The following is a 19,149-nucleotide window of genomic DNA, read 5'->3' on the forward strand; positions in this document are numbered from 1 at the left end:
CCTTACCATAGTTTCAAGCTATGAAAACCGACATATAATAGTTATTTGTAATTATTATGCCAGACCCATATACTCATAACAAGTTCAAAAATATTTTATCGAAAAAGGAGAACATTATTATGACACAAACACAAACTTCAAAACGATTCCTTACAGTTGGTTCATTCTTACGTCCAGAAGACTTATTAGCCTACAAACGTCAAATCGAGGAACGCGACGATATCCAATATCCATTCTACCAAGATTTCGATAACTATGAAAAAGTAGAAGACGAGGCAGTTGCTGATATCGTAAAAAAAGAAATCGAATTAGACTTCCCTGAAATTACAGATGGCGAATACTCAAAATCATTATGGCATCTAGACTTCGTTTGGGGATTTGACGGCGTACGTCGTTTCATTGCTGACAAAGGGTATATCTTTGTTGATCATGACGACGAAACCCCATTTGAAACACGTAAAGACATCGGGATTGAAATCTTCAAACCACTATCAGGTAAAAACCATCCCTTCATCGACCACTACAAACGTTTAGTAGCCTTAAATGATTCAGATGCTGATGTGAAAGTTTGTATCCCTTCACCAGGTCATATGTATGTTGATTTAGGTTTAAACCTACAAACATACAACGAGGTATACAAATCACAAGAAGAATTAAAAGATGGATTAATCAAGGCCTACAAAGAATTTTTAGATGAATATGTACAAGAAGGCGGTAAGATCATCCAATTAGATGACTGTTTATGGACTATCCATGCAGAAGATGCATCAAATTCACCATTTAGAAATGAAGATGGTAGTTGGGACGCTGAGGCAGCTAAAGCCAGTGCAGAAGCTTATGTAGCTATTAACAATGCAATTATTGATTACGGTCATGAATTAGGTTTAAAAGTATATACCCACAACTGTCGTGGTAACTATGCTTCTAGACACCTAGCTGACGGTTCGTATGAGAAAATTGCTCATTATTTCTTGAAAAACCAACGTTACGACCGTTTCTACTTAGAGTGGGACGACGAGCGTGCTGGTTCAATCGACGCATTAGAAGCTTTTAAAGACAACGACCAAGTAGAAGTTGTATTAGGTTTACTATCTTCAAAAACAGCTGACTTAGACGATGAAGAACGCGCCCTAAACGGCTTAGAAGAAGCTAGCAAATATGTATCAAAAGATCGATTATACCTATCTCACCAATGTGGCTTTGCCTCATGTGACGGTGGTAACGAATTAACCCACGAAAACCAATGGGACAAAATCAAGCAAGGACAAGCAATCGCATTCAAATACTTTGGTGAATAATCCCTAATCAAAAAAACTATCATCCTTCAAAAGAGGTTGGCTCCCCACGCCAACCTCTTTTTTATGTCTTTATTCTTATATCAGCAATCACTTCAATCAATGCGAGAAGTTAAAGTGAATCCTTTGAGCTTTACTTTGTTGTAGCCCTCGCCTATTAAGGGCATAAATATTCACATGCTGACGCATAAATAATTTGGACTAGCTTAATTTAATATGTATTAACCGAGGCGAAAGCTTTCCTAGCATGCCTTAGCAGTGAATCTAGGATGACTGACTCATATCGGAATGTTCGGGATAACCCCCTTACAGTCTGAATCGTCATGCAAGTTCATAGACCATGGCTGGGAACGGTCCCTCTGCTTTTACGGCAATGATAGAGAAAGCAAAAGTCTACAGATTTTTGTGATAAATAAAAAAGTAGAATCCAAAAAATAGGATTCTACTTAGATAGCAATTCAAGCTTTAAGCCCCTTGCATATTGTAAAGTACAAAGAAAGCCATAAAGAAGATTAATAGCACAACCGCGAGGACACCGAAGACGATGTAGATACGCTTCTGCTCTTTTCTATACATATAGTTACTGGTTATTAGTAGCAAAAAAGCTGCTACAAAAAATACCCAAATCATCTAGTCACCAAACTTTCCGCTACTTACTCGGCTCACCATCCGGCCCAAACTAAGCCAGTTTCGCTGAGTAATCAATAATCGCATCTACCGTTTCATTTAAGAAGTCAATTGTATTTTCTAAAGGTTGTGCAGTCGTAATATCCACACCCGCAACCTTGGCTGCATCAACAGGGTTAATACGCCCTAATTTCAAGAAGTTGATCCAATTGTCAACCGCTTGCTTATCTTCACCTGAACGGATATTCAAGAAGGCTTGGGTTGCAATGGTTAAACCTGCTGAGTACGTGTATGAGTAAAGCCCCATGTAGTAATGTGGTTGACGCATCCAAGTTAATTCAGCACCCGGATTAATCTCTACAGCATCACCCCAGAAAGCTTCTAATACCCCTTTTTTCAAGTCTGAAAGGGTTTCAGCTGTGAAGGCTTCCCCGCGGTCAATTAGTCGGTAAACTTCACGTTGGTAGGCTGCTTCTAACAAGTGTGTAATGAAATTATGGAAGTATGTATTGGTTAGCATATTGGCTAAGGCAAAGCGTTGGGTACGGTCGTCTTCACCATTGGCTTGTAAGTAGCCAGTTAATAGTAACTCATTAAAAGTTGACGGCGCTTCAATCACATACAAGCTGGGTTCACTTGAAATAAACAAGTTGTTGGCTTCTGCCCGGCTCATTTGCCCTGCATGCCCTAACTCATGGATTAAGGTGTAGACATCAGACAATTGTTCTGTCCAGCTCATTAAGATATATGGATGAACACCAGGAGCGATGGTCGCAAATCCACCAGTTGATTTACCAATATTTTGAGCGTAATCTACCCAGCGGTTTGTATAGGCTGGGGCAATTTCCTTGAAGTAGTCCTCACCCATAATAGCTGTAGCTTCTTTCACGTAGGCTTCTGATTCTTCAAAAGAAACGGGTTTTGAAAAAGTTGGATCTAAACTAATTTTTAAGTCAGCGTAAGTCATTTTATCTAAGCCACGTACTTCTTTAACGTGGTTGATATATTTACGCATAACGGGCGCTAATTTCTCCATAATCACATTGATTTGGCGGTCATAAAGGTCCCGGTCAACGTCTTGACTAAAGAGTAGGTAGTCAATTACTGACTCGTAGCCACGGATGTTAGCTTGAGCTTTTTCCTGCAAGACGTGGCCATAATAAGTTGTTGCAAAGGTATTTTGGTATTTTGCCAATTCTTTTGAGAAAGCATCAAAGGCTGCCCGACGAACGGCTGTATCCTCTTCAAACATATATTTATCTTCATATAAAACAAAGCTTAAAGGGTAAGTAGTACCATCTACTTCAAAATCAGGAAAAGTTAAATCGGCTAATTTAGCGTTGTTATACACTTCATAATTTTGATCATGTGCTTGTTCGAATTGGAATAGTACATCTTCCACTTTAGCACCCAGATATATCGCTTGTTGACGTTCAACTTCAGCAATATAATCTGCTGTTTCTGGAGCAATGGCCTTTACTTTTTCCAGTTCAGTTGCTGATTTTTCTAGTAATGCATTTTGGAAAAATAGCATCGCTTCTTGAACATTTTTGCTCGCTGCCGATACCTTATGTAATTTCAATGCTGCTTGTGAATTTGTACGGTCGGCTTCAACCGCTAAAAAGGTATAGTGCATCAATTGTGACCCTAAAACTTGCACGTCAGAAGCCGCTAAAACTGCATTAGCAATATCACTCGCGTCACTTAATTTGCCTTCATATTTTTCCTTGAAAGCTTGTCCTAGATCTTTAAATTCAGCTAATTTCGATTCAAAAGTTGCTTCATCTTCAAAAATTTGGCTGAGGTCCCAAGTGGTTGCTACATCTACTTGGTCGCGGGTTGGGAATGTATTCTCTGTTGTCATCCGGCATATCCTTCTTTCCTAGCTTAATGGTAATTTTCTTAAATAAGTTTACCACTAAAACCCCAAAACTTACCAGAAATAGGTTGGCTATCCTACTTCATAAGTGTCTTTCTTTGAATTTTTAAAATATTAGGTTCATAATAATAAGTGACGAAATAATACCACCGCTAATTTTTAAGGAGGAATTTTCAATATGTCAATTAATCAAGCACAATTAGAACGCATGTCAAATGCCCCTGGATTTATCGCTGCCCTAGACCAATCAGGTGGTTCAACACCAAAAGCCCTATTAGCCTATGGTGTAGCCGAAGATACCTACAGCAATGAAGACGAAATGTTTGCGAAAGTCCATGAAATGCGGACGCGAATCATGACCAGTAAAGCTTTTACTAGCGATAAAATTCTAGCTGCTATCTTATTTGAAAATACCATGGACCGCCAAGTAGACGGCAAATACACCGCAGAATACTTAGCTGACAAAGGGATCGTACCCTTCCTTAAAATCGATAAAGGACTTGCCGAAGAAGCCAATGGCGTACAATTGATGAAAGATATGCCAGACCTTGACGACCTATTAGCACGTGCAAATGACCGCGGTATTTTCGGTACCAAAGAACGGTCAAATATCCTAGCCTTCAACCCTGTAGGCATCAAAGAAGTTGTCGACCAACAGTTTGAAGTCGCTAAACAGGTTATTGATGCAGGTTTAGTACCGATTATTGAACCTGAAGTGAATATCAAGGCAGAAGACAAATCAGCCATCGAAGAATTATTAGCTGAAGAAATTAGATTACACTTAGATCAATTAGGGGAAAATGACTTAGTCATGTTGAAGCTGACAATCCCTACAGTACCAGATACTTACCGTGAACTAGCCAGCCACCCTAACGTTGTTCGTGTAGTGGCCTTATCAGGTGGTTATACCCGTGAAGAAGCCAATGAACTATTAGCGGAAAACCACGACATGATTGCGTCGTTCTCACGTGCCCTCGCGTCCGATTTACGAGCAAGCCAAGCAGATGATGAGTTTAACGAATTATTAGAAAAGGCTATCGACACCATTTACGACGCATCTGTAAACAAAAAATAAAAAAAGCAGTAAATAAAATAAAGAAAGCTCAGAGGAATGAAACGGCCTCTGAGCTTTTTCTGTAAACAACACGATAAGTTGAACTTCTTATCAACTCACCGTGTCCTATCTAACTATGCTATTATTATGGCTCTAGGCTAGCCAATTCCTCGTAAGTAACCGGTGTTTCTTCATAACCATCCACTTCAAAGCCGTTTAAATTCAAGAACTCTTTCATGAAGGTATCCCAAGCTGTGAAGTCTGTATTGAAGTTATCTTGGTTGATTTGTTCAATCAAGGTTTTGGCTTCAGCTTGCACTTCTGGGTCTAATTCCCATGAATCTGGGCGTAAACGGCCCTCTTCATCAAACTCTGGCTTATCACCAAACAACATGTCACGGAAAATCCGGTCGATATGCATAATTGGTGTTTCATGTTGGCCGCGTGTTTCCATTACCTTATACAACCCTAGACAATAAACTGGGAAGAATGGAATAACTGATGATGCTTTTGTCGTCACTGCTGTTGCTACAACGACAGTCGCTTTTCCGTTGATGTCTTTTAAATCTTCATTAATTAAAGCTGCAGCCTTATCACAGTCCGCTTTAGCGCGACCCAAAGTTCCCTTATCGTAGTATGACTCGTTTAATTCAGCCCCTAAATAAGAATAAACAACGGTCTCAACGCCTTCAGCTAGCGCGTCCGCTTCCTGTAAGGCATTCATCCACATCCGCCAGTCCTCACCGCCCATTACTTTCACAGTATTTGCGATTTCTTGCTCAGTTGCAGGTTCAAGCACCTGTTCAAAGAAAGTTTCTTTTTGTAGGTTGACGTTTGGTCCCACAACCTCTTGACCAATTGATTTGATCACTGAATTGTAAGTTTCCCCGGTATTTGGGTCTGTACGGCGTCCTGAAGCCAATGAGTAGACCACAAAGTCCACTTTTCCGCCGAATTCATTCTTGATGAAGTCAATCACTTGGTCCTTCGCTTCGTTAGAGAAGGCATCTGCCATGATATTTTTGGCGATTAACCCTTCAGCTTCCGCTGCTTGCCGGAAAAAGATATTGTTATACCAACCTGGCTTACCAAGGTTTTTCTCAGATCGTGGTCCCCCACCATGGGAAACTGAAATCGTATCTGCCCCCGCACCAAAAGCTAGGTTAATCCGACTAGCCAATCCATAAGAAGATGAGCCGCCTAATACTAAAACTTTCTTTGGCCCTTCAAAGGTCCCTTGGTTTTTTACATATTGAATTTGATTGTTTACTTCTTGCTTCAACCCCATCGGATTCACACCAACAAGGACATTTCCACGCATTTTTGCCTTAAATTCTAAAGTCATATAAGTCTCCTAATATTTACTAATTTCTCAATTTTTTGATAATTCATCTTTACATTATATAGTTAAGGAAACTAGTAGTAAAGTTTTACATGATTATATCAAAAATCAAAGCTTTAATGAAAATTTTTTTGAAAGCAAAAAGGACTGCGGTTTTACCCTACAATCCTCTCTTGTCATATGCGCATTTTCCTTACTTAATGGCCGTTCTCCACCCCTAGAGACAAATTATCCTAGAAATCGTCATCATCCAGGTCATCTACACGTAAATTCAACAAGTTCATGCACTCTTCCACATCTTCAACGTCCATTTGCCCAGGGGCAGACGACATCCCTTCTACAGTGGCAAAGCTAGCCGATGATTTGAAGATTTCCCCGGCAATTCGGGTAATCTTACCTAAACGGCCCATCGACATGGTAATCAAGGGTTGGTCGATTAATGTGGACGCTTGGTGGGTCGCACTCATCAAAGCCAATACATCCGCTTCATCGTGGGGCATGACGGCCATTTTCACAATATCCGCCTCTGACTGACCCATCTTTTGTAGACGTTTGACCATATCATTTTCCAACGGGGTTTTCACAAAATCATGGTAGGAAACGATGACTTTGACTTGGTGTTTGTGAGCGAAAGGAATCAGGTTGTCTAAGATGTCCTGGCCGCGCTCAAACTCGATATCAATAGCGTCGACAGCCTTAGCTTGGATTAAATACCGATACATTTCAACATACTGGCTCTTGCCAATAGCTGACTCCCCGCCTTCGCTCAAGGTTCTAAAGGTGGCAAGTAAGGGTTTTTGAATAGAGGTTTTCACCCGTTTACTCAATTCAGCCAACTCTTCCAGCTCGTCGAAATCGTCAAAGTAATCAATCCGCCATTCCACCATATCGCCTGGTTGACGGCGGTAGAAATTGGCACAGTTGATAATATCTACCGCATTATCCTCGGCTAAGGGAATAATAATTTTTGGTCTATCCTCCCCGAACTTCAAGGAAGCAATTTTTACACTCTTCATGTTGGACTCCTTCTGACATCAAGGCAAAATAAAAAAACTCGATACCATTTGATATGTATATTGTATCGAGTTTTTGCCTTTTAAGCTATATAAAATTTGTGACCAAAGATTGAAGAACTTATTCTTATTAATATCATTATCAAATTTGTCGACCGTCTCTAAAAGTCTTCATCTGAATTTGCATCTAAGCCCACACTTGCATCCACAGGAGTCCCTAAACCAGCTTTATAGTCGCTATAAGCCTTGGAAACCTGCCGGCGGTCTTCTAGTCCTAAGTAATAAACCTCCGCTAAATATAAGCCATGTGCGGCTGCTGTGGGTCCTGCTTCATTCCGGTCTTCGGCTGCGATTAACCGTTTCATCTCATCAACTGGTCTTAACCCGTCCCCAATTTGAAGCGTTGTGCCCACCAAAATCCGGACCATATTGTACAAGAATCCTGATCCTTCAAAGACAAAGGTCAAGGTTTCTTCATCCGGGTCAGCCGTCACTTCGGCCCGGTAAATTTCTCGGACAAAGTTGGTTTTATCCGTTTTAGTCGAACAAAAGGACTTAAAATCATGAACGCCGATAATGTCCTTTAAGGCCTCCTGCATACGCTTAATATCCGTTCGGTAGGGATGGTGGTACATATATTGTCTAGTAAATGGTGACGGAAATTTGGACGTATCTACCTTGTAAATATACTTCTTACCGTTAGTATGGAACCGGGCATGGAAATCATCTTCCACCCGTTCTACCTTAGTAATACGAATAGCATCATCAAGGATTGAATTCATTGCCCTTAAGACCGCTTCCTCACCAATTTCCGCTGGATAGTCAAAATGAATGACTTGGCCAAGGGCATGTACACCTGAATCAGTCCGGCCTGACCCAACCACTTGAATATCATGGCCTTTTGACATGAGCTTTAAGGCTTTTTCAAGGGCTTCTTGTACAGTGTGGCCATTTGGTTGTACTTGAAAGCCGACAAAGGGGGTCCCGTCGTATTGCAAGGTTACTTTAAATCTAGGCAAAATGCGCCCTCCTTCTAGTGGCTATAAGATAATCATGACAATGGTCAAAACAGCAAGACCGATACTGGCAAGGGTATCCATCTTACCCCAATGCAATTGACGGTACTTGGTCCGGCCTTCACCACCCTTGTAACCACGCGCTTCCATGGCAGTGGCTAGGTCATAAGCCCGGTTAAAGGCTGAAATGAACAAGGGAATGAGAACCGGAATAAAGGCTTTCACCCGCTCAAGGATACGCCCTTCTGAAAAGTCCACACCACGTGCCCGCTGTGCATTCATAATTTTATCTGCCTCTTCTAGTAAGGTTGGCACAAAGCGTAAGGCAATCGATAGCATCAAGGCGATCTCATGGACTGGTAAAATATTGCGGACAGGCTTCAACAAGGCTTCCATAGCATCGGTAATAGCCAGGGGTTGAGTGGTCAAAGTCAAAATCGTCGATAGGAAAATAATCAATAGGAAGCGGATAAAAATATAGGTTGCATTAGACAAGCCACCAGTTGTTAAGGCTAGTGGGCCAAATGACCACAGAACGTCCCCGGTATGCGTAAAGAGGATTTGTAGGGCTACCGTAAAAATAATAATAGCTATCATGGGTTTCAAACCACGTAAAAATATCCCTAAAGAAATCCCAGTTAAAAAGACCAAACTCGTAACTACTGCAATCATGACGATATTGGTCGTGACATTAGTTGCCGCAAACACCAATAGCATCATGACAATCAAGCCCACCAATTTCACCCTTGGGTCCAGTTTGTGCATCAAGGAATTACCGGGAATGTACCGACCAATAATCAATTTATCTTTCATCTATCATTGGCCCCCTTCCCCTGTAATAAATCCGCTTAACTTGTCATCGTCATTTTGCCACGTCGCTAAAGCCAATTTATCAACAATTAAGTCAGCTAAAGCATCCACCGTTAATGGCACTTCAGTCGCTGAATCCCATAACTGGCGGTCTAATTTGTCTTGTAAATTAAAGGCAAAATCAGCTGCGTCCGGTAAAGCCAATTGGTGGCTGGCTAACCAAGCTGGGTCCGAAAAGACGTCAGCTGGCGTCCCTTCTTTCACACAAGTCCCACCATCCATCACAATCACGTGGTTGGCATAAGCCGCCACATCTTCCATTTGATGGGTCACTAAAACAATCGTCAACCCTTGGTCTCGGTACAAGCGGTCGAACATAGACATCATTTCCATCCGACCTTTTGGATCCAATCCAGCAGTTGGTTCATCTAAAACCAGTACTTCCGGTTTCATGGCAATTACCCCAGCAATAGCTACCCGGCGCATTTGCCCACCAGATAACTCAAAAGGTGACCGCTCAAATAAAGTCGGAGCAATCCCAACTGCAGCTAAAGCCGCTTCAGCTTTCTCGCGGGCCGTTGCTTCATCGTCGCCAAAGTTCATGGGCCCGAACATAACATCTTTAATGACAGTTTCTTCAAATAGTTGTCCTTCAGGAAATTGAAAGACCATCCCTACTCGTTGACGGATTTTCTTCAAGTCTTTTGGTTTAGCGTCAGCTGACACCACCGCCTCACCAATCCGTACTTGGCCCACAGTGGGTTGTACCAAGGCGTTAAGGTGTTGGGTAATGGTAGACTTCCCTGACCCTGTATGGCCAATAATCGCCGTATATGACCCGTCAGGAATCGTTACGTTAATATCATGCAAGGCTAAACTGGCAAACGGTGTCCCAGCCCCGTAAGTAAAGCCTACTTGTTCAAATACGATTTGCATAACCATTCACCCAACCCTTCTTCATCAAAATACGCATCCGGCACAGCAACCCCACGTTTTGCTAGGGCACTTTTTAGTTGCTCGGAAAAAGGCACATCCAACCCAACTTCAGTCAACTCATGACCATAAGTAAAGATTTCAGCTGGCGTCCCCTCTTTAATAATTTGCCCCTCTTTAAAAACAAGCATACGGTCAGCTTCTGCCGCCTCATTTAAGTCATGGGTAATTGAGATAACAGTCAAGTCATTATCTTGTTTGATATCCGCCACAACGGCCATCAACTCGTCCCGCCCTTCAGGATCTAACATTGAAGTCGATTCATCGAGAATAATAATCTTTGGTGCTATAGCAATCACGCCCGCAATGGCAACCCGTTGCTTTTGACCGCCAGATAAGGCTGCAGGTTCCTTGTCACGGTAGTCCCACATTTTAACTCGTTTTAGGGCAGACTCCACCCGCGCATGCATCTCATCAACCGGCATGCCCATATTTTCCAAGGCAAAAGCCACATCATCTTCAACAGTTGCGCCAACAAATTGGTTGTCTGGATTTTGAAAGACTAAGCCTACTTGGCTACGGATATCCCATAAGGTTTCCATAGAAAGGACCTTATCGTCCACCTCAATGATTCCTGACTTGGCTTCTAGTAAACCCACTAATAATTTTGAAAAGGTCGATTTCCCTGACCCATTATGACCAATAATCGCTAGCCATTCACCTTCGTAGATAGTCGTTGATAGGCCATCTATAGCTAATTTCTCATCTGATTGACTATATTGAAAAGACAAATCCTGAACCTGAATAATCGGTTTCGCCATCTTGTTCCCTCGCTCACTTTATATATTTAAGAAAAAAACTCCTCCAACGTTACTTGGAAGAGTTTGTCAAAGAAGCCGAAGCCCAGCTAGCCACTTGCATCGCCGTCTCGTTCATCCTGCTATACGCTTCTTCCATCCTGACTGTAACAGTCGGTACTAGAATTCCACTAGTTCAATCACCTAATACACCTGGTAATTCGCGGACTCTACCGCCGGTCGGGACTCGCACCCTGCCCTGAAGACATTTCATTTGTTCTTTACTTAGTTTAGTCTACTAAAATCCCCCATTAAAAGCAATCATTAGATGTCAAGACACCTATTATAGCCCAATTAAATGTCACCCAATACATCACTCACCTTTAGCATGAACGACTAGTTCAACATGCTGGTAATTACCAATAATTTGCGATACCGGACACCGGCTTTCTGCTTCATAAATAATTTCATCCGCTTCATTTCGAGCTAAGTCTATATATATCCACCTTAAACCCGAAATATGTAATAGATGTTTCCTGATTTAATCTATAATCTACCTGAATAGCCACTTCACTAGCTACATTTTTGATACCATGACGTTTTAAGGCCATTTCTATTGTCGCATTCAAGCAATGGTCCAAGATAAGGCAATCAATTGCTCGGGGTTTGTGCCCGCTTCTTGTGGTTTCAATGGGCTTGAAGTCGCCACTCGAAACTCCTTTTCCCCTTCAACCCAAGCCGTTCCTTTAAGTCCTTGGTCATTATGCACTCGTGTTGTGTATAACAATTTATCCTCAGCCATATGCGCATTGCCTCCGTCCTCTTGGTTATGCTCTATTATGGGGCATTATACCCCTAATACTCCTAGCAAAAAAGGCAATTGCATATAAATCTTGCAATTGCCTTTCAATTCAATATTATTTTTTCAAGACTTGATACATGCCATTTGTCACAAATTGTAACCAAACTTGCCCACCTTCAGGATTAAAGTGTACCCCATCCTGACTTAGCCAAGTAGGCGCCTCAGCATGGTTCGCATAATAATCATACCAATCCAGTAGGTAGACTGAATCACTATCGTCACTAGCTGCCTGAGCTAAAGTTTTATTTACATCATTTGCCCAAGGTCGATCAACATGCGTATTCACTAGGAAAATCGTTTTCTCTCGACCAATCTCATCTAAGAAATCACTTAGTTGTGCTGATGTAAAGCCACCATTCGCACCGAGGTCAACCAAAACGACATCTTCTAGCATACCTTGCGCGGCCAAGCTAGCTGGATAGCCAATTAAGGTATATAACTGACGACCAACCGCAGCGTCAACAATAGCATTAGGATACAAGGTATACAAACCTTCTGATTCGCCCACCATTAAGGAATCACCGATGAAAGTCACAGATAGCTGATACGCAAACCGAGCCTGCTCATCAGGAATACCTTGGTAAAATCCTAATGATGCCTCACTTAAGTTCTTTTTATAAGTTGAAAGACTCGCATCTGCTTGTTTTTCTTGCTCAGCCCTTTGTTTATTCAGTTCTTCAATTTTTTTTGCCTGCTCAGCTGCTTGCTGCTCTTCTACAGTCACATTATCTGCTGGTTTAGAAATTGCAACAGCACTAGCACCACCAAGGAATATGAAGGTAAACATTAAGAATAAAATGCGGGTCAACCAGGGTGCCGGCTCTTTAAACAAGTTACGTACCTTGGTAAATAGACGGACGGGTTGATTATTTCGGACTTCATTAAAAATTGGCACCGGCCATCTTTTTTCCTCTAGCAAGGCATAAGATAAACAAGACAGGGTGATGATTAAAATGACTTGAGGCCAAATACTGTTGGTAAACCAATTCTGACTGGTTGGTACCATATGAAACAGCACATTGATTGGGTAATACCATAAATACATATGGAATGTACGTTGGCCTAACCACCGCAAGGGTTTAAATTTCAATAGAAAACCAACCCAAGAGCCTTTATAAGTTAACAAGGCAATCATTACGGCAGCTAATAAATTAAAGCCAAACATTCCGCCATAGTAGGTGAATGTCGCTGCATCAAGCATGTGGAGCATCCCGTAAGTGAGTATAGCCAATAAGCCTAACAACACCACATCAACAATAAAGTGGTGAAAGCGACCAATACGATTCTTCAACCAAGTAGCCAGCTGGTCCATATCCAACAATTGGGCAGCAGCCCCACCAAGAGCGATAGAGAAGAATCTAGTATCCGTGCCGTAGTAAACTCTTGATGGGTCTTCACCAGGTGTGAAGATTATCGCCATCAAAATTCCTGACAAAAGCGCGGCACCAAGCATGACCAATCCTGATTGCCATTTAGTTTTAGTATAACGTCGACTAGCATTAAAGAATAAAGGCCAAATCACCATAAACTGCATGTAAACAGCTATATACCAATAATGCGTGGTCAAGGATGGGTGTAACATATTGGCGAAATAGGACGAACCAGACAGAATCTGATGCCAGTTATTCACGAATAATAGGGAGGTGGTTAGGTTAATCCCAATATTTACTAGGAGTTGCTGTCTAAATAAGAGTAGATAGGTAAGGCCAACCATGGTAATAATGACCATGGGCCACCATACCTTGCGCATACGCCCCCACGTTTTCTTAAAATAGGATCCTTCATCAATGCCCGCTTGGTATTTACTTTCCATCTGACTCGTCACTAGGTAACCTGAAAGGACTAAAAAGATGTCCACCCCTAAGAAACCACCTGAAACACGGTGAGTTAGATAGTGGTATAAAATAATACCCAGCATCGCTAAGAATCGAATTGTATCAAACTGTGTAAAGTAGTTTTTCTTCATTACCCTCGCCTCTCTATATTGCCAAGCACGCCATTGCCAATGCTTGAGACAGTTTACGCAATTATAATAGATATATTATATCGATAGTATGGGAAAATGAGAACATCAATTTTGAGATTTCCCAAAGTCCTTACGACAACTGCCTCCCAAAAGACCAAAAAAAGTGGTTGAGCCCTAGCCTCAACCACTTCAGAAAATAAAAAAGCATATATGCTACCAAACACCTGTTGGATAAAACAACACATATGCCGAACCAATTATTCACTTAAATGAATTGGCCTTGATTTATTCAAAAGACTAATGGATATATTCCACTCCTAGCGAACTTCATCACGCTAGGAGTAGATAGAGCTAGACTCGGCCATACTAGGTATAACCAACATCATGACACTCCGTTTTATACATCACTAAAAGTTTTTATTAAACTAATTCAAGAATAACCATTGGTGCAGCATCGCCACGACGAGGTTCAGTTTTTAAGATACGAGTGTATCCACCTTGACGTTCAGCGTAACGAGGACCAAGATCGTTGAATAATTTTTGTAAAGCAGACTCGATAACGATGTCTTCACCTTCAGCGCGAACATCGGCGATTTCGTTACGAACGAATTGGTTCGCTTGACGACGAGCAGCTAAATCTCCACGTTTACCTAAAGTAATCATTTTTTCAGCTGTACGACGGATCTCTTTCGCACGAGTTTCTGTTGTAGTAATACGTTCATTGATAATTAAATCAGTAGTTAAGTCACGTAACATAGCTTTACGTTGAGAGCTAGTACGACCTAATTTACGGTAACCCATTGTCAGTATCCTCCTTTATGATTTATTAATCTTCTTGACGTAAAGATAAGTCAAGAGCAGCTAGCTTGTTTTTAACTTCTTCAAGAGACTTACGACCTAAGTTACGTACTTTCATCATTTCTGGTTCAGACTTGTTAGTCAATTCTTCAACAGTATTGATGCCTGCACGTTTTAGACAGTTGTATGAACGAACTGATAAGTCTAGTTCTTCAATAGTCATTTCAAGCATTTTTTCTTTTTGTGTTTCTTCTTTTTCGACCATAACTTCAACTTGACGAGCTTCGTCTGTTAAGTTAACGAATACTTCCAAGTGTTCTGTCATGATTTTTGCCGCTAAGCTTAATGCTTCTTCGGGTGAAATTGTACCATCAGTCCAAATATCCATAGTTAATTTATCGTATTCGTTGATTTCTCCGATACGAGTATTTTCAACTTGATAGTTTACTTTGGAAATTGGCGTGTAGATAGAATCCACTGGGATTTCGCCAATTGGCATTGAATCCACTTTATTATTTTCTGAGCGAACAAAACCACGACCGTTTTTAACATTCATAATCATGTGGAAACGAGCGCCTTCTGCAAGCGTACAGATATGTAAGTCTGGATTCATAACATCGAAATCAGCATCGGCAATAATATCAGCAGCTGTTACGTCAGCTGGACCTGTGATGTCAATTTCTACTTGTTTTTCCTCTACGTCATACAATTTCAATGATAATTGTTTTACGTTCAACACAATCTCAGTAACGTCTTCACGTACACCTGGGACTGTTGAGTATTCATGCAAAACATCGTCAATTTGGATTGATGTAACTGCTGTACCTGGTAGTGAGGACAACAAGATACGACGTAATGAATTACCTAGGGTTGTTCCATAGCCGCGTTCTAATGGTTCTACAACGAATTTACCAAATTTACTATCGTCGTTAATTTCAATTGTCTCAATATTTGGCTTTTCAATTTCGATCATATCGACAAATTACCCCTTTCAAAACGTGAGAAAATGTATCATCGCATATCCAAGTTCATCAATCGATTAAACACGACGACGTTTTGGAGGACGGCAACCATTATGAGGAATAGGTGTTACATCGCGAATAGCAGTAACTTCTAAACCTGCTGCTTGTAAAGCACGGATAGCTGATTCACGACCTGAACCAGGACCTTTTACTGAAACTTCAACAGATTTCATACCGTGATCCATAGCAGCTTTTGTAGCTGTTTCTGAAGCCATTTGTGCAGCATAAGGAGTAGATTTACGAGAACCTTTAAATCCTAAAGCACCTGCAGATGACCAAGAAATTGCATTACCATGCTCATCAGTAATCATAACGATAGTATTGTTAAATGTAGAGTGGATGTGCGCCACACCTGTTTCGACATTTTTCTTCACACGACGTTTGCGTGAAACTGGACGTTTAGCCATAGTGTAATTAACCTCCTTTTAGATTATTTTTTCTTACCTTGAATTGCGACAGCTTTACCTTTACGCGTACGTGCGTTGTTCTTAGTGTTTTGACCACGAACTGGTAAACCACGACGGTGACGGATACCACGGTATGAACCGATTTCTTGTAGACGTTTGATGTCTAAAGCACGTTCACGACGTAAGTCACCTTCAACTTTAATTGTATCTACTGCTGCACGTAAACGATCTAACTCATCGTTAGTTAAGTCACGTACACGAGTATCTTCTGAAATTTCAGCTTGCGCTAAGATTTTTTGAGAAGTCGTTTTACCGATACCATAGATGTATGTTAAGGCAATAACGATACGTTTCTCACGTGGAATATCTACTCCTGCTATACGAGCCATATATGAAAACCCTCCTTTTTATTTATCTTTAATTAGCCTTGGCGTTGTTTATGTTTTGGATTAGAACAAATAACCATAACTTTACCGTTACGGCGAATAACTTTACAATGTTCGCACATTGGTTTAACAGATGCTCTTACTTTCACAGTTATACCTCCTCGATTATATATCTCTACATTACTTGAATCGGTAGGTGATACGACCTTTCGTCAAGTCATATGGAGACATCTCAACTTTTACACGGTCGCCTGGCAAAATACGAATGTAGTTTACACGCATTTTTCCTGAAATATGCGCTAAAACTTCATAACCATTTTCCAATTGGACCTTAAACATAGCATTAGGTAATGTTTCAGTCACAGTACCTTCAATTTCGATCATATCTTCTTTTGACAAAGTTTTTCCTCCTAATGGTGGTTGTTTCGTTTAATCACTAATTGATTATAGGATAGAAATACGAAATGTTCAGTCAACCCGAATATCTTACCATAATTAGCGACTTAAAGCAACAAAATTTATTTATCTAAAATCTTTTGGATCTCAGCGTAAACATTGTCAATACCGATATCACCAGGAATGCGATAAAGCTTACCTTGACCTTCATAGAAGTCTAAGATTGGTTGTTGTTGTTCTTGATTAACTTTTAATCTATTTTCAACAACTTCAGGTTTATCGTCTTCACGTTGGTAGAAATCATGGCTTCCGCAAACATCGCATACGCCGTCTACTTTTGGTTTGTTCAAAACTTTGTGGTAGGTTGCGCCACAGTTACGACAAATGATTCGTCCTGATAAACGTTCTTTCAACGTTTCAGCTGGCACGTCTAAGTAGATAACTGCATCAATGTCGCGATCTAAGCGAGTCATGATACCGCCAAGTTCTTTAGCTTGCGCTTCAGTTCTTGGAAAACCGTCTAGCATAAAGCCAGCTTGTGTATCTTCTTTTTGAAGTCTTTCTTCAACAATACCATTCGTTACTTCATCAGGAACTAATGCACCATCATCCATGAATGATTTAGCTTTTTTTCCTAATTCAGTTCCTTCAGCGATTGCTGATCTAAACATATCTCCAGTAGAAATATGTGGAAATTTGTAATCTTCAACGATTTTAGCTGCTTGAGTACCTTTACCGGCACCAGGCAAGCCCATTAAAATAATATTCATAATTGTCCTCCCCAAGCACGTTACGCATTAGTCTTTTTTATCATGAATAAAGCCAACGTATTGACGTTTAATTGTACGTCCTTCAATTTGTTTTGCTGTATCTAAAGCAACACCAACAACGATTAGTAAGCTTGTACCACCTAAAGCAATTGATTGTGGCATATCAAAGAAGTATGCCCCTAGTAAAGGTAGAACTGCTACACCCATCAAGAATAGTGAGCCAACTGCACTTAAACGATTTAACATTTTTTGTAAATATTCTTTAGTTGCTAAGCCTGGACGGATACTTGGAATATAACCACCAGCCTTCTGCAAGTTTTCTGCAGCACGTTCAGGGTTAATCTGAATATGTGCATAGAAGAATGTGAACAAAATAATGACAATTGCGTAAATAGCAATACCCGCTGGTTCTTCCAAATTAAAGATTGTTGACAATACTTGATACCAAGAAACATCACTATAATCAGCGGCAAATAATCCGAGTAACGTTTGTGGCACCATGATTAATGATGACGCGAAGATAACGGGAATAACACCTGCTGAGTTAATCTTTAATGGTAGATGAGACTTTTGCGATGCCGAATTCGCACGTTTGGAATACCGTACGGGAATTTGACGTTCCGCTTGACTCATGAAAATGACGAACATAATTAATAGGATAAATACAAGAACAAATAGTCCTGCATAAATCATTTGTCGATTTAATTCACTGCTAGTAGCATCTACAATGTTATTTTGATAGTAAGACGTTAACTCTGAAGGGATTTGCGCTAGAATACCAGCGAAGATAACGATTGAAGTACCATTACCAATTCCATATTCAGTGATTTGCTCACCAATCCAGATAACAAACATAGATCCAGCAGTCATGAATAAAGCAATCAATAAGTAAGTTACAAAACCTGGATTATTAATTAATCCTAGCGATGACAATGAATTAAATCCTATTGAAATAGCTAAAGCTTGAAAAAAGCCAATTGCTACTGCAAAGTATCTAGTCCATCGATTTAACTTACGCCGACCAACTTCACCCTGTTTAGACCACTCTGTAAATGAAGGTATAATCTCCATCTGCAAAAGTTGAATAATAATTGATGCGGTTATATACGGTGAAACACCCAATGAAAAGATGGAGTAGCTCGAAAGTGCTCCTCCACCAAGAGTGTTTAGTAGGCTGAATAAACCAGATTCAGCTAACCCTTGAATTCCTGCAGCATTCACGCCCGGGACAGTTATGCTAGCCCCGATACGGAATACAATCAACATGATTGCTGTAAATGCCACGCGGCTTCTAATATCCTTATCCTGAAATCCATTTTTCAGTATTTGAAACATTAGATCACCTCGATTGAACCCCCAGCGGCCTCAATAGCTTCTTTAGCTGATGCTGAGAATTTAGCTGCTTTAACGGTTAGTTTGCGTTCTAATTCACCATTACCTAAAACTTTGATACCAGATTTTTCTTTTTTAACTAAGCCTGCTTCGATTAAGTCAGCAGCGGCTACAACAGCACCATCTTCAAATACGTTTAAGTCATCAAGATTGATGATCGCATACTCTTTACGGTTGATGTTTGTAAAACCACGTTTTGGAATACGACGGAACAATGGTGTTTGTCCACCTTCGAAACCTAAACGTACACCACCACCTGAACGAGCTTTTTGACCTTTTTGTCCACGTTTTGATAGTTTACCCCAACCAGAACTTGCACCACGACCTACACGGTGACGTGTGTGACGAGATCCTTCTGAAGGTTGTAATTCATGTAATTTCATC

The 19,149-nt window shown here is 40.7% G+C and carries 20 protein-coding genes and 1 riboswitch; of the genes, 2 read left to right on the forward strand and 18 right to left on the reverse strand.

The genetic code is table 11. The features are described 5' to 3' along the window. Positions 1 to 119: 119 nt before the first annotated feature. A complete protein-coding gene (locus A6J77_RS02675; protein ID WP_083068029.1) occupies positions 120 to 1,298 on the forward strand; it encodes a 5-methyltetrahydropteroyltriglutamate--homocysteine methyltransferase in 1,179 nt (392 codons plus the stop codon). Positions 1,299 to 1,974: 676 nt separating this feature from the next. Here the strand turns inward: A6J77_RS02675 and pepF are convergent. Beyond that, positions 1,975 to 3,786, reverse strand: a complete 1,812-nt coding sequence (gene pepF, locus A6J77_RS02685; protein ID WP_083068032.1) for an oligoendopeptidase F — start codon at positions 3,784 to 3,786, stop codon at positions 1,975 to 1,977. Positions 3,787 to 3,985: 199 nt separating this feature from the next. Between pepF and A6J77_RS02690 the strand changes: the two genes are divergently transcribed. Further along, the gene (locus tag A6J77_RS02690) at positions 3,986 to 4,876 is read left to right on the forward strand and encodes a fructose bisphosphate aldolase (protein WP_083070233.1); all 891 of its coding nucleotides are present in this window, start codon (positions 3,986 to 3,988) and stop codon (positions 4,874 to 4,876) included. A 124-nt stretch (positions 4,877 to 5,000) separates the two neighbouring features. Here the strand turns inward: A6J77_RS02690 and fabV are convergent, their stop codons facing one another. The 17 genes from fabV to rplO all read right to left on the reverse strand — a co-directional run bounded on the left by fabV (position 5,001) and on the right by rplO (position 19,148). After that, complete coding sequence (fabV, locus tag A6J77_RS02695) at positions 5,001 to 6,200, reverse strand: enoyl-ACP reductase FabV (protein WP_083068034.1); 1,200 nt, start codon at positions 6,198 to 6,200, stop codon at positions 5,001 to 5,003. Positions 6,201 to 6,430: 230 nt separating this feature from the next. Beyond that, on the reverse strand, positions 6,431 to 7,213 hold the full coding sequence (gene aroD / locus A6J77_RS02700) for a type I 3-dehydroquinate dehydratase (protein WP_083068036.1): 783 nt from the start codon (positions 7,211 to 7,213) through the stop codon (positions 6,431 to 6,433). A 158-nt stretch (positions 7,214 to 7,371) separates the two neighbouring features. Next, entirely contained in the window at positions 7,372 to 8,229 is an 858-nt protein-coding gene (truA, locus tag A6J77_RS02705) for a tRNA pseudouridine(38-40) synthase TruA (protein ID WP_083068038.1), read from the reverse strand. 21 nt (positions 8,230 to 8,250) lie between these two features. Next, the gene (locus A6J77_RS02710; RefSeq protein WP_083068041.1) at positions 8,251 to 9,039 is read right to left on the reverse strand and encodes an energy-coupling factor transporter transmembrane component T family protein; all 789 of its coding nucleotides are present in this window, start codon (positions 9,037 to 9,039) and stop codon (positions 8,251 to 8,253) included. A 3-nt stretch (positions 9,040 to 9,042) separates the two neighbouring features. Beyond that, positions 9,043 to 9,972 (reverse strand): energy-coupling factor ABC transporter ATP-binding protein, encoded by a 930-nt coding sequence (locus A6J77_RS02715; RefSeq protein WP_083070234.1) that lies wholly within the window; start codon positions 9,970 to 9,972, stop codon positions 9,043 to 9,045. Beyond that, a complete protein-coding gene (locus tag A6J77_RS02720; RefSeq protein ID WP_083068043.1) occupies positions 9,948 to 10,790 on the reverse strand; it encodes an energy-coupling factor ABC transporter ATP-binding protein in 843 nt (280 codons plus the stop codon). The genes A6J77_RS02715 and A6J77_RS02720 overlap by 25 nt, the downstream gene beginning before the upstream one ends. Before the next feature lie 121 nt (positions 10,791 to 10,911). Continuing rightward, a riboswitch (FMN riboswitch) is annotated at positions 10,912 to 11,037 on the reverse strand. Positions 11,038 to 11,391: 354 nt separating this feature from the next. Continuing rightward, positions 11,392 to 11,568 (reverse strand): hypothetical protein, encoded by a 177-nt coding sequence (locus tag A6J77_RS09400; protein ID WP_227645105.1) that lies wholly within the window; start codon positions 11,566 to 11,568, stop codon positions 11,392 to 11,394. A gap of 115 nt (positions 11,569 to 11,683) precedes the next feature. Next, positions 11,684 to 13,594, reverse strand: coding sequence for an acyltransferase family protein (locus tag A6J77_RS02730; RefSeq protein ID WP_227645106.1), 1,911 nt, complete (start codon positions 13,592 to 13,594; stop codon positions 11,684 to 11,686). A 420-nt stretch (positions 13,595 to 14,014) separates the two neighbouring features. Then, positions 14,015 to 14,395 carry a 50S ribosomal protein L17 gene (gene rplQ, locus A6J77_RS02735; RefSeq protein ID WP_004262615.1) on the reverse strand — a complete coding sequence of 127 codons (381 nt, stop codon included), beginning with the start codon at positions 14,393 to 14,395 and terminating at the stop codon, positions 14,015 to 14,017. A 25-nt stretch (positions 14,396 to 14,420) separates the two neighbouring features. After that, complete coding sequence (locus A6J77_RS02740; protein WP_004262612.1) at positions 14,421 to 15,365, reverse strand: DNA-directed RNA polymerase subunit alpha; 945 nt, start codon at positions 15,363 to 15,365, stop codon at positions 14,421 to 14,423. Positions 15,366 to 15,431: 66 nt separating this feature from the next. Then, positions 15,432 to 15,821, reverse strand: coding sequence for a 30S ribosomal protein S11 (gene rpsK / locus A6J77_RS02745; RefSeq protein WP_004262610.1), 390 nt, complete (start codon positions 15,819 to 15,821; stop codon positions 15,432 to 15,434). A 23-nt stretch (positions 15,822 to 15,844) separates the two neighbouring features. Next, a complete protein-coding gene (gene rpsM, locus A6J77_RS02750) occupies positions 15,845 to 16,210 on the reverse strand; it encodes a 30S ribosomal protein S13 (RefSeq protein ID WP_004262607.1) in 366 nt (121 codons plus the stop codon). A 32-nt stretch (positions 16,211 to 16,242) separates the two neighbouring features. Further along, on the reverse strand, positions 16,243 to 16,356 hold the full coding sequence (gene rpmJ, locus A6J77_RS02755) for a 50S ribosomal protein L36 (protein ID WP_004262605.1): 114 nt from the start codon (positions 16,354 to 16,356) through the stop codon (positions 16,243 to 16,245). A 31-nt stretch (positions 16,357 to 16,387) separates the two neighbouring features. After that, a complete protein-coding gene (gene infA / locus A6J77_RS02760) occupies positions 16,388 to 16,606 on the reverse strand; it encodes a translation initiation factor IF-1 (RefSeq protein WP_004262604.1) in 219 nt (72 codons plus the stop codon). Between the two features lie 119 nt (positions 16,607 to 16,725). Next, positions 16,726 to 17,373: an adenylate kinase gene (locus A6J77_RS02765; protein WP_083068047.1), complete on the reverse strand. Its 648-nt coding sequence runs from the start codon at positions 17,371 to 17,373 to the stop codon at positions 16,726 to 16,728. A gap of 27 nt (positions 17,374 to 17,400) precedes the next feature. Next, on the reverse strand, positions 17,401 to 18,708 hold the full coding sequence (gene secY, locus A6J77_RS02770; RefSeq protein WP_083068049.1) for a preprotein translocase subunit SecY: 1,308 nt from the start codon (positions 18,706 to 18,708) through the stop codon (positions 17,401 to 17,403). Continuing rightward, the gene (gene rplO, locus A6J77_RS02775; protein WP_004262601.1) at positions 18,708 to 19,148 is read right to left on the reverse strand and encodes a 50S ribosomal protein L15; all 441 of its coding nucleotides are present in this window, start codon (positions 19,146 to 19,148) and stop codon (positions 18,708 to 18,710) included. Before rplO ends, secY begins: the two co-directional genes overlap by 1 nt. Between the last annotated feature and the right edge of the window lies 1 nt (position 19,149).

Source organism: Aerococcus viridans (genome assembly GCF_002083135.2).
Classification (GTDB): domain Bacteria; phylum Bacillota; class Bacilli; order Lactobacillales; family Aerococcaceae; genus Aerococcus; species Aerococcus viridans_C.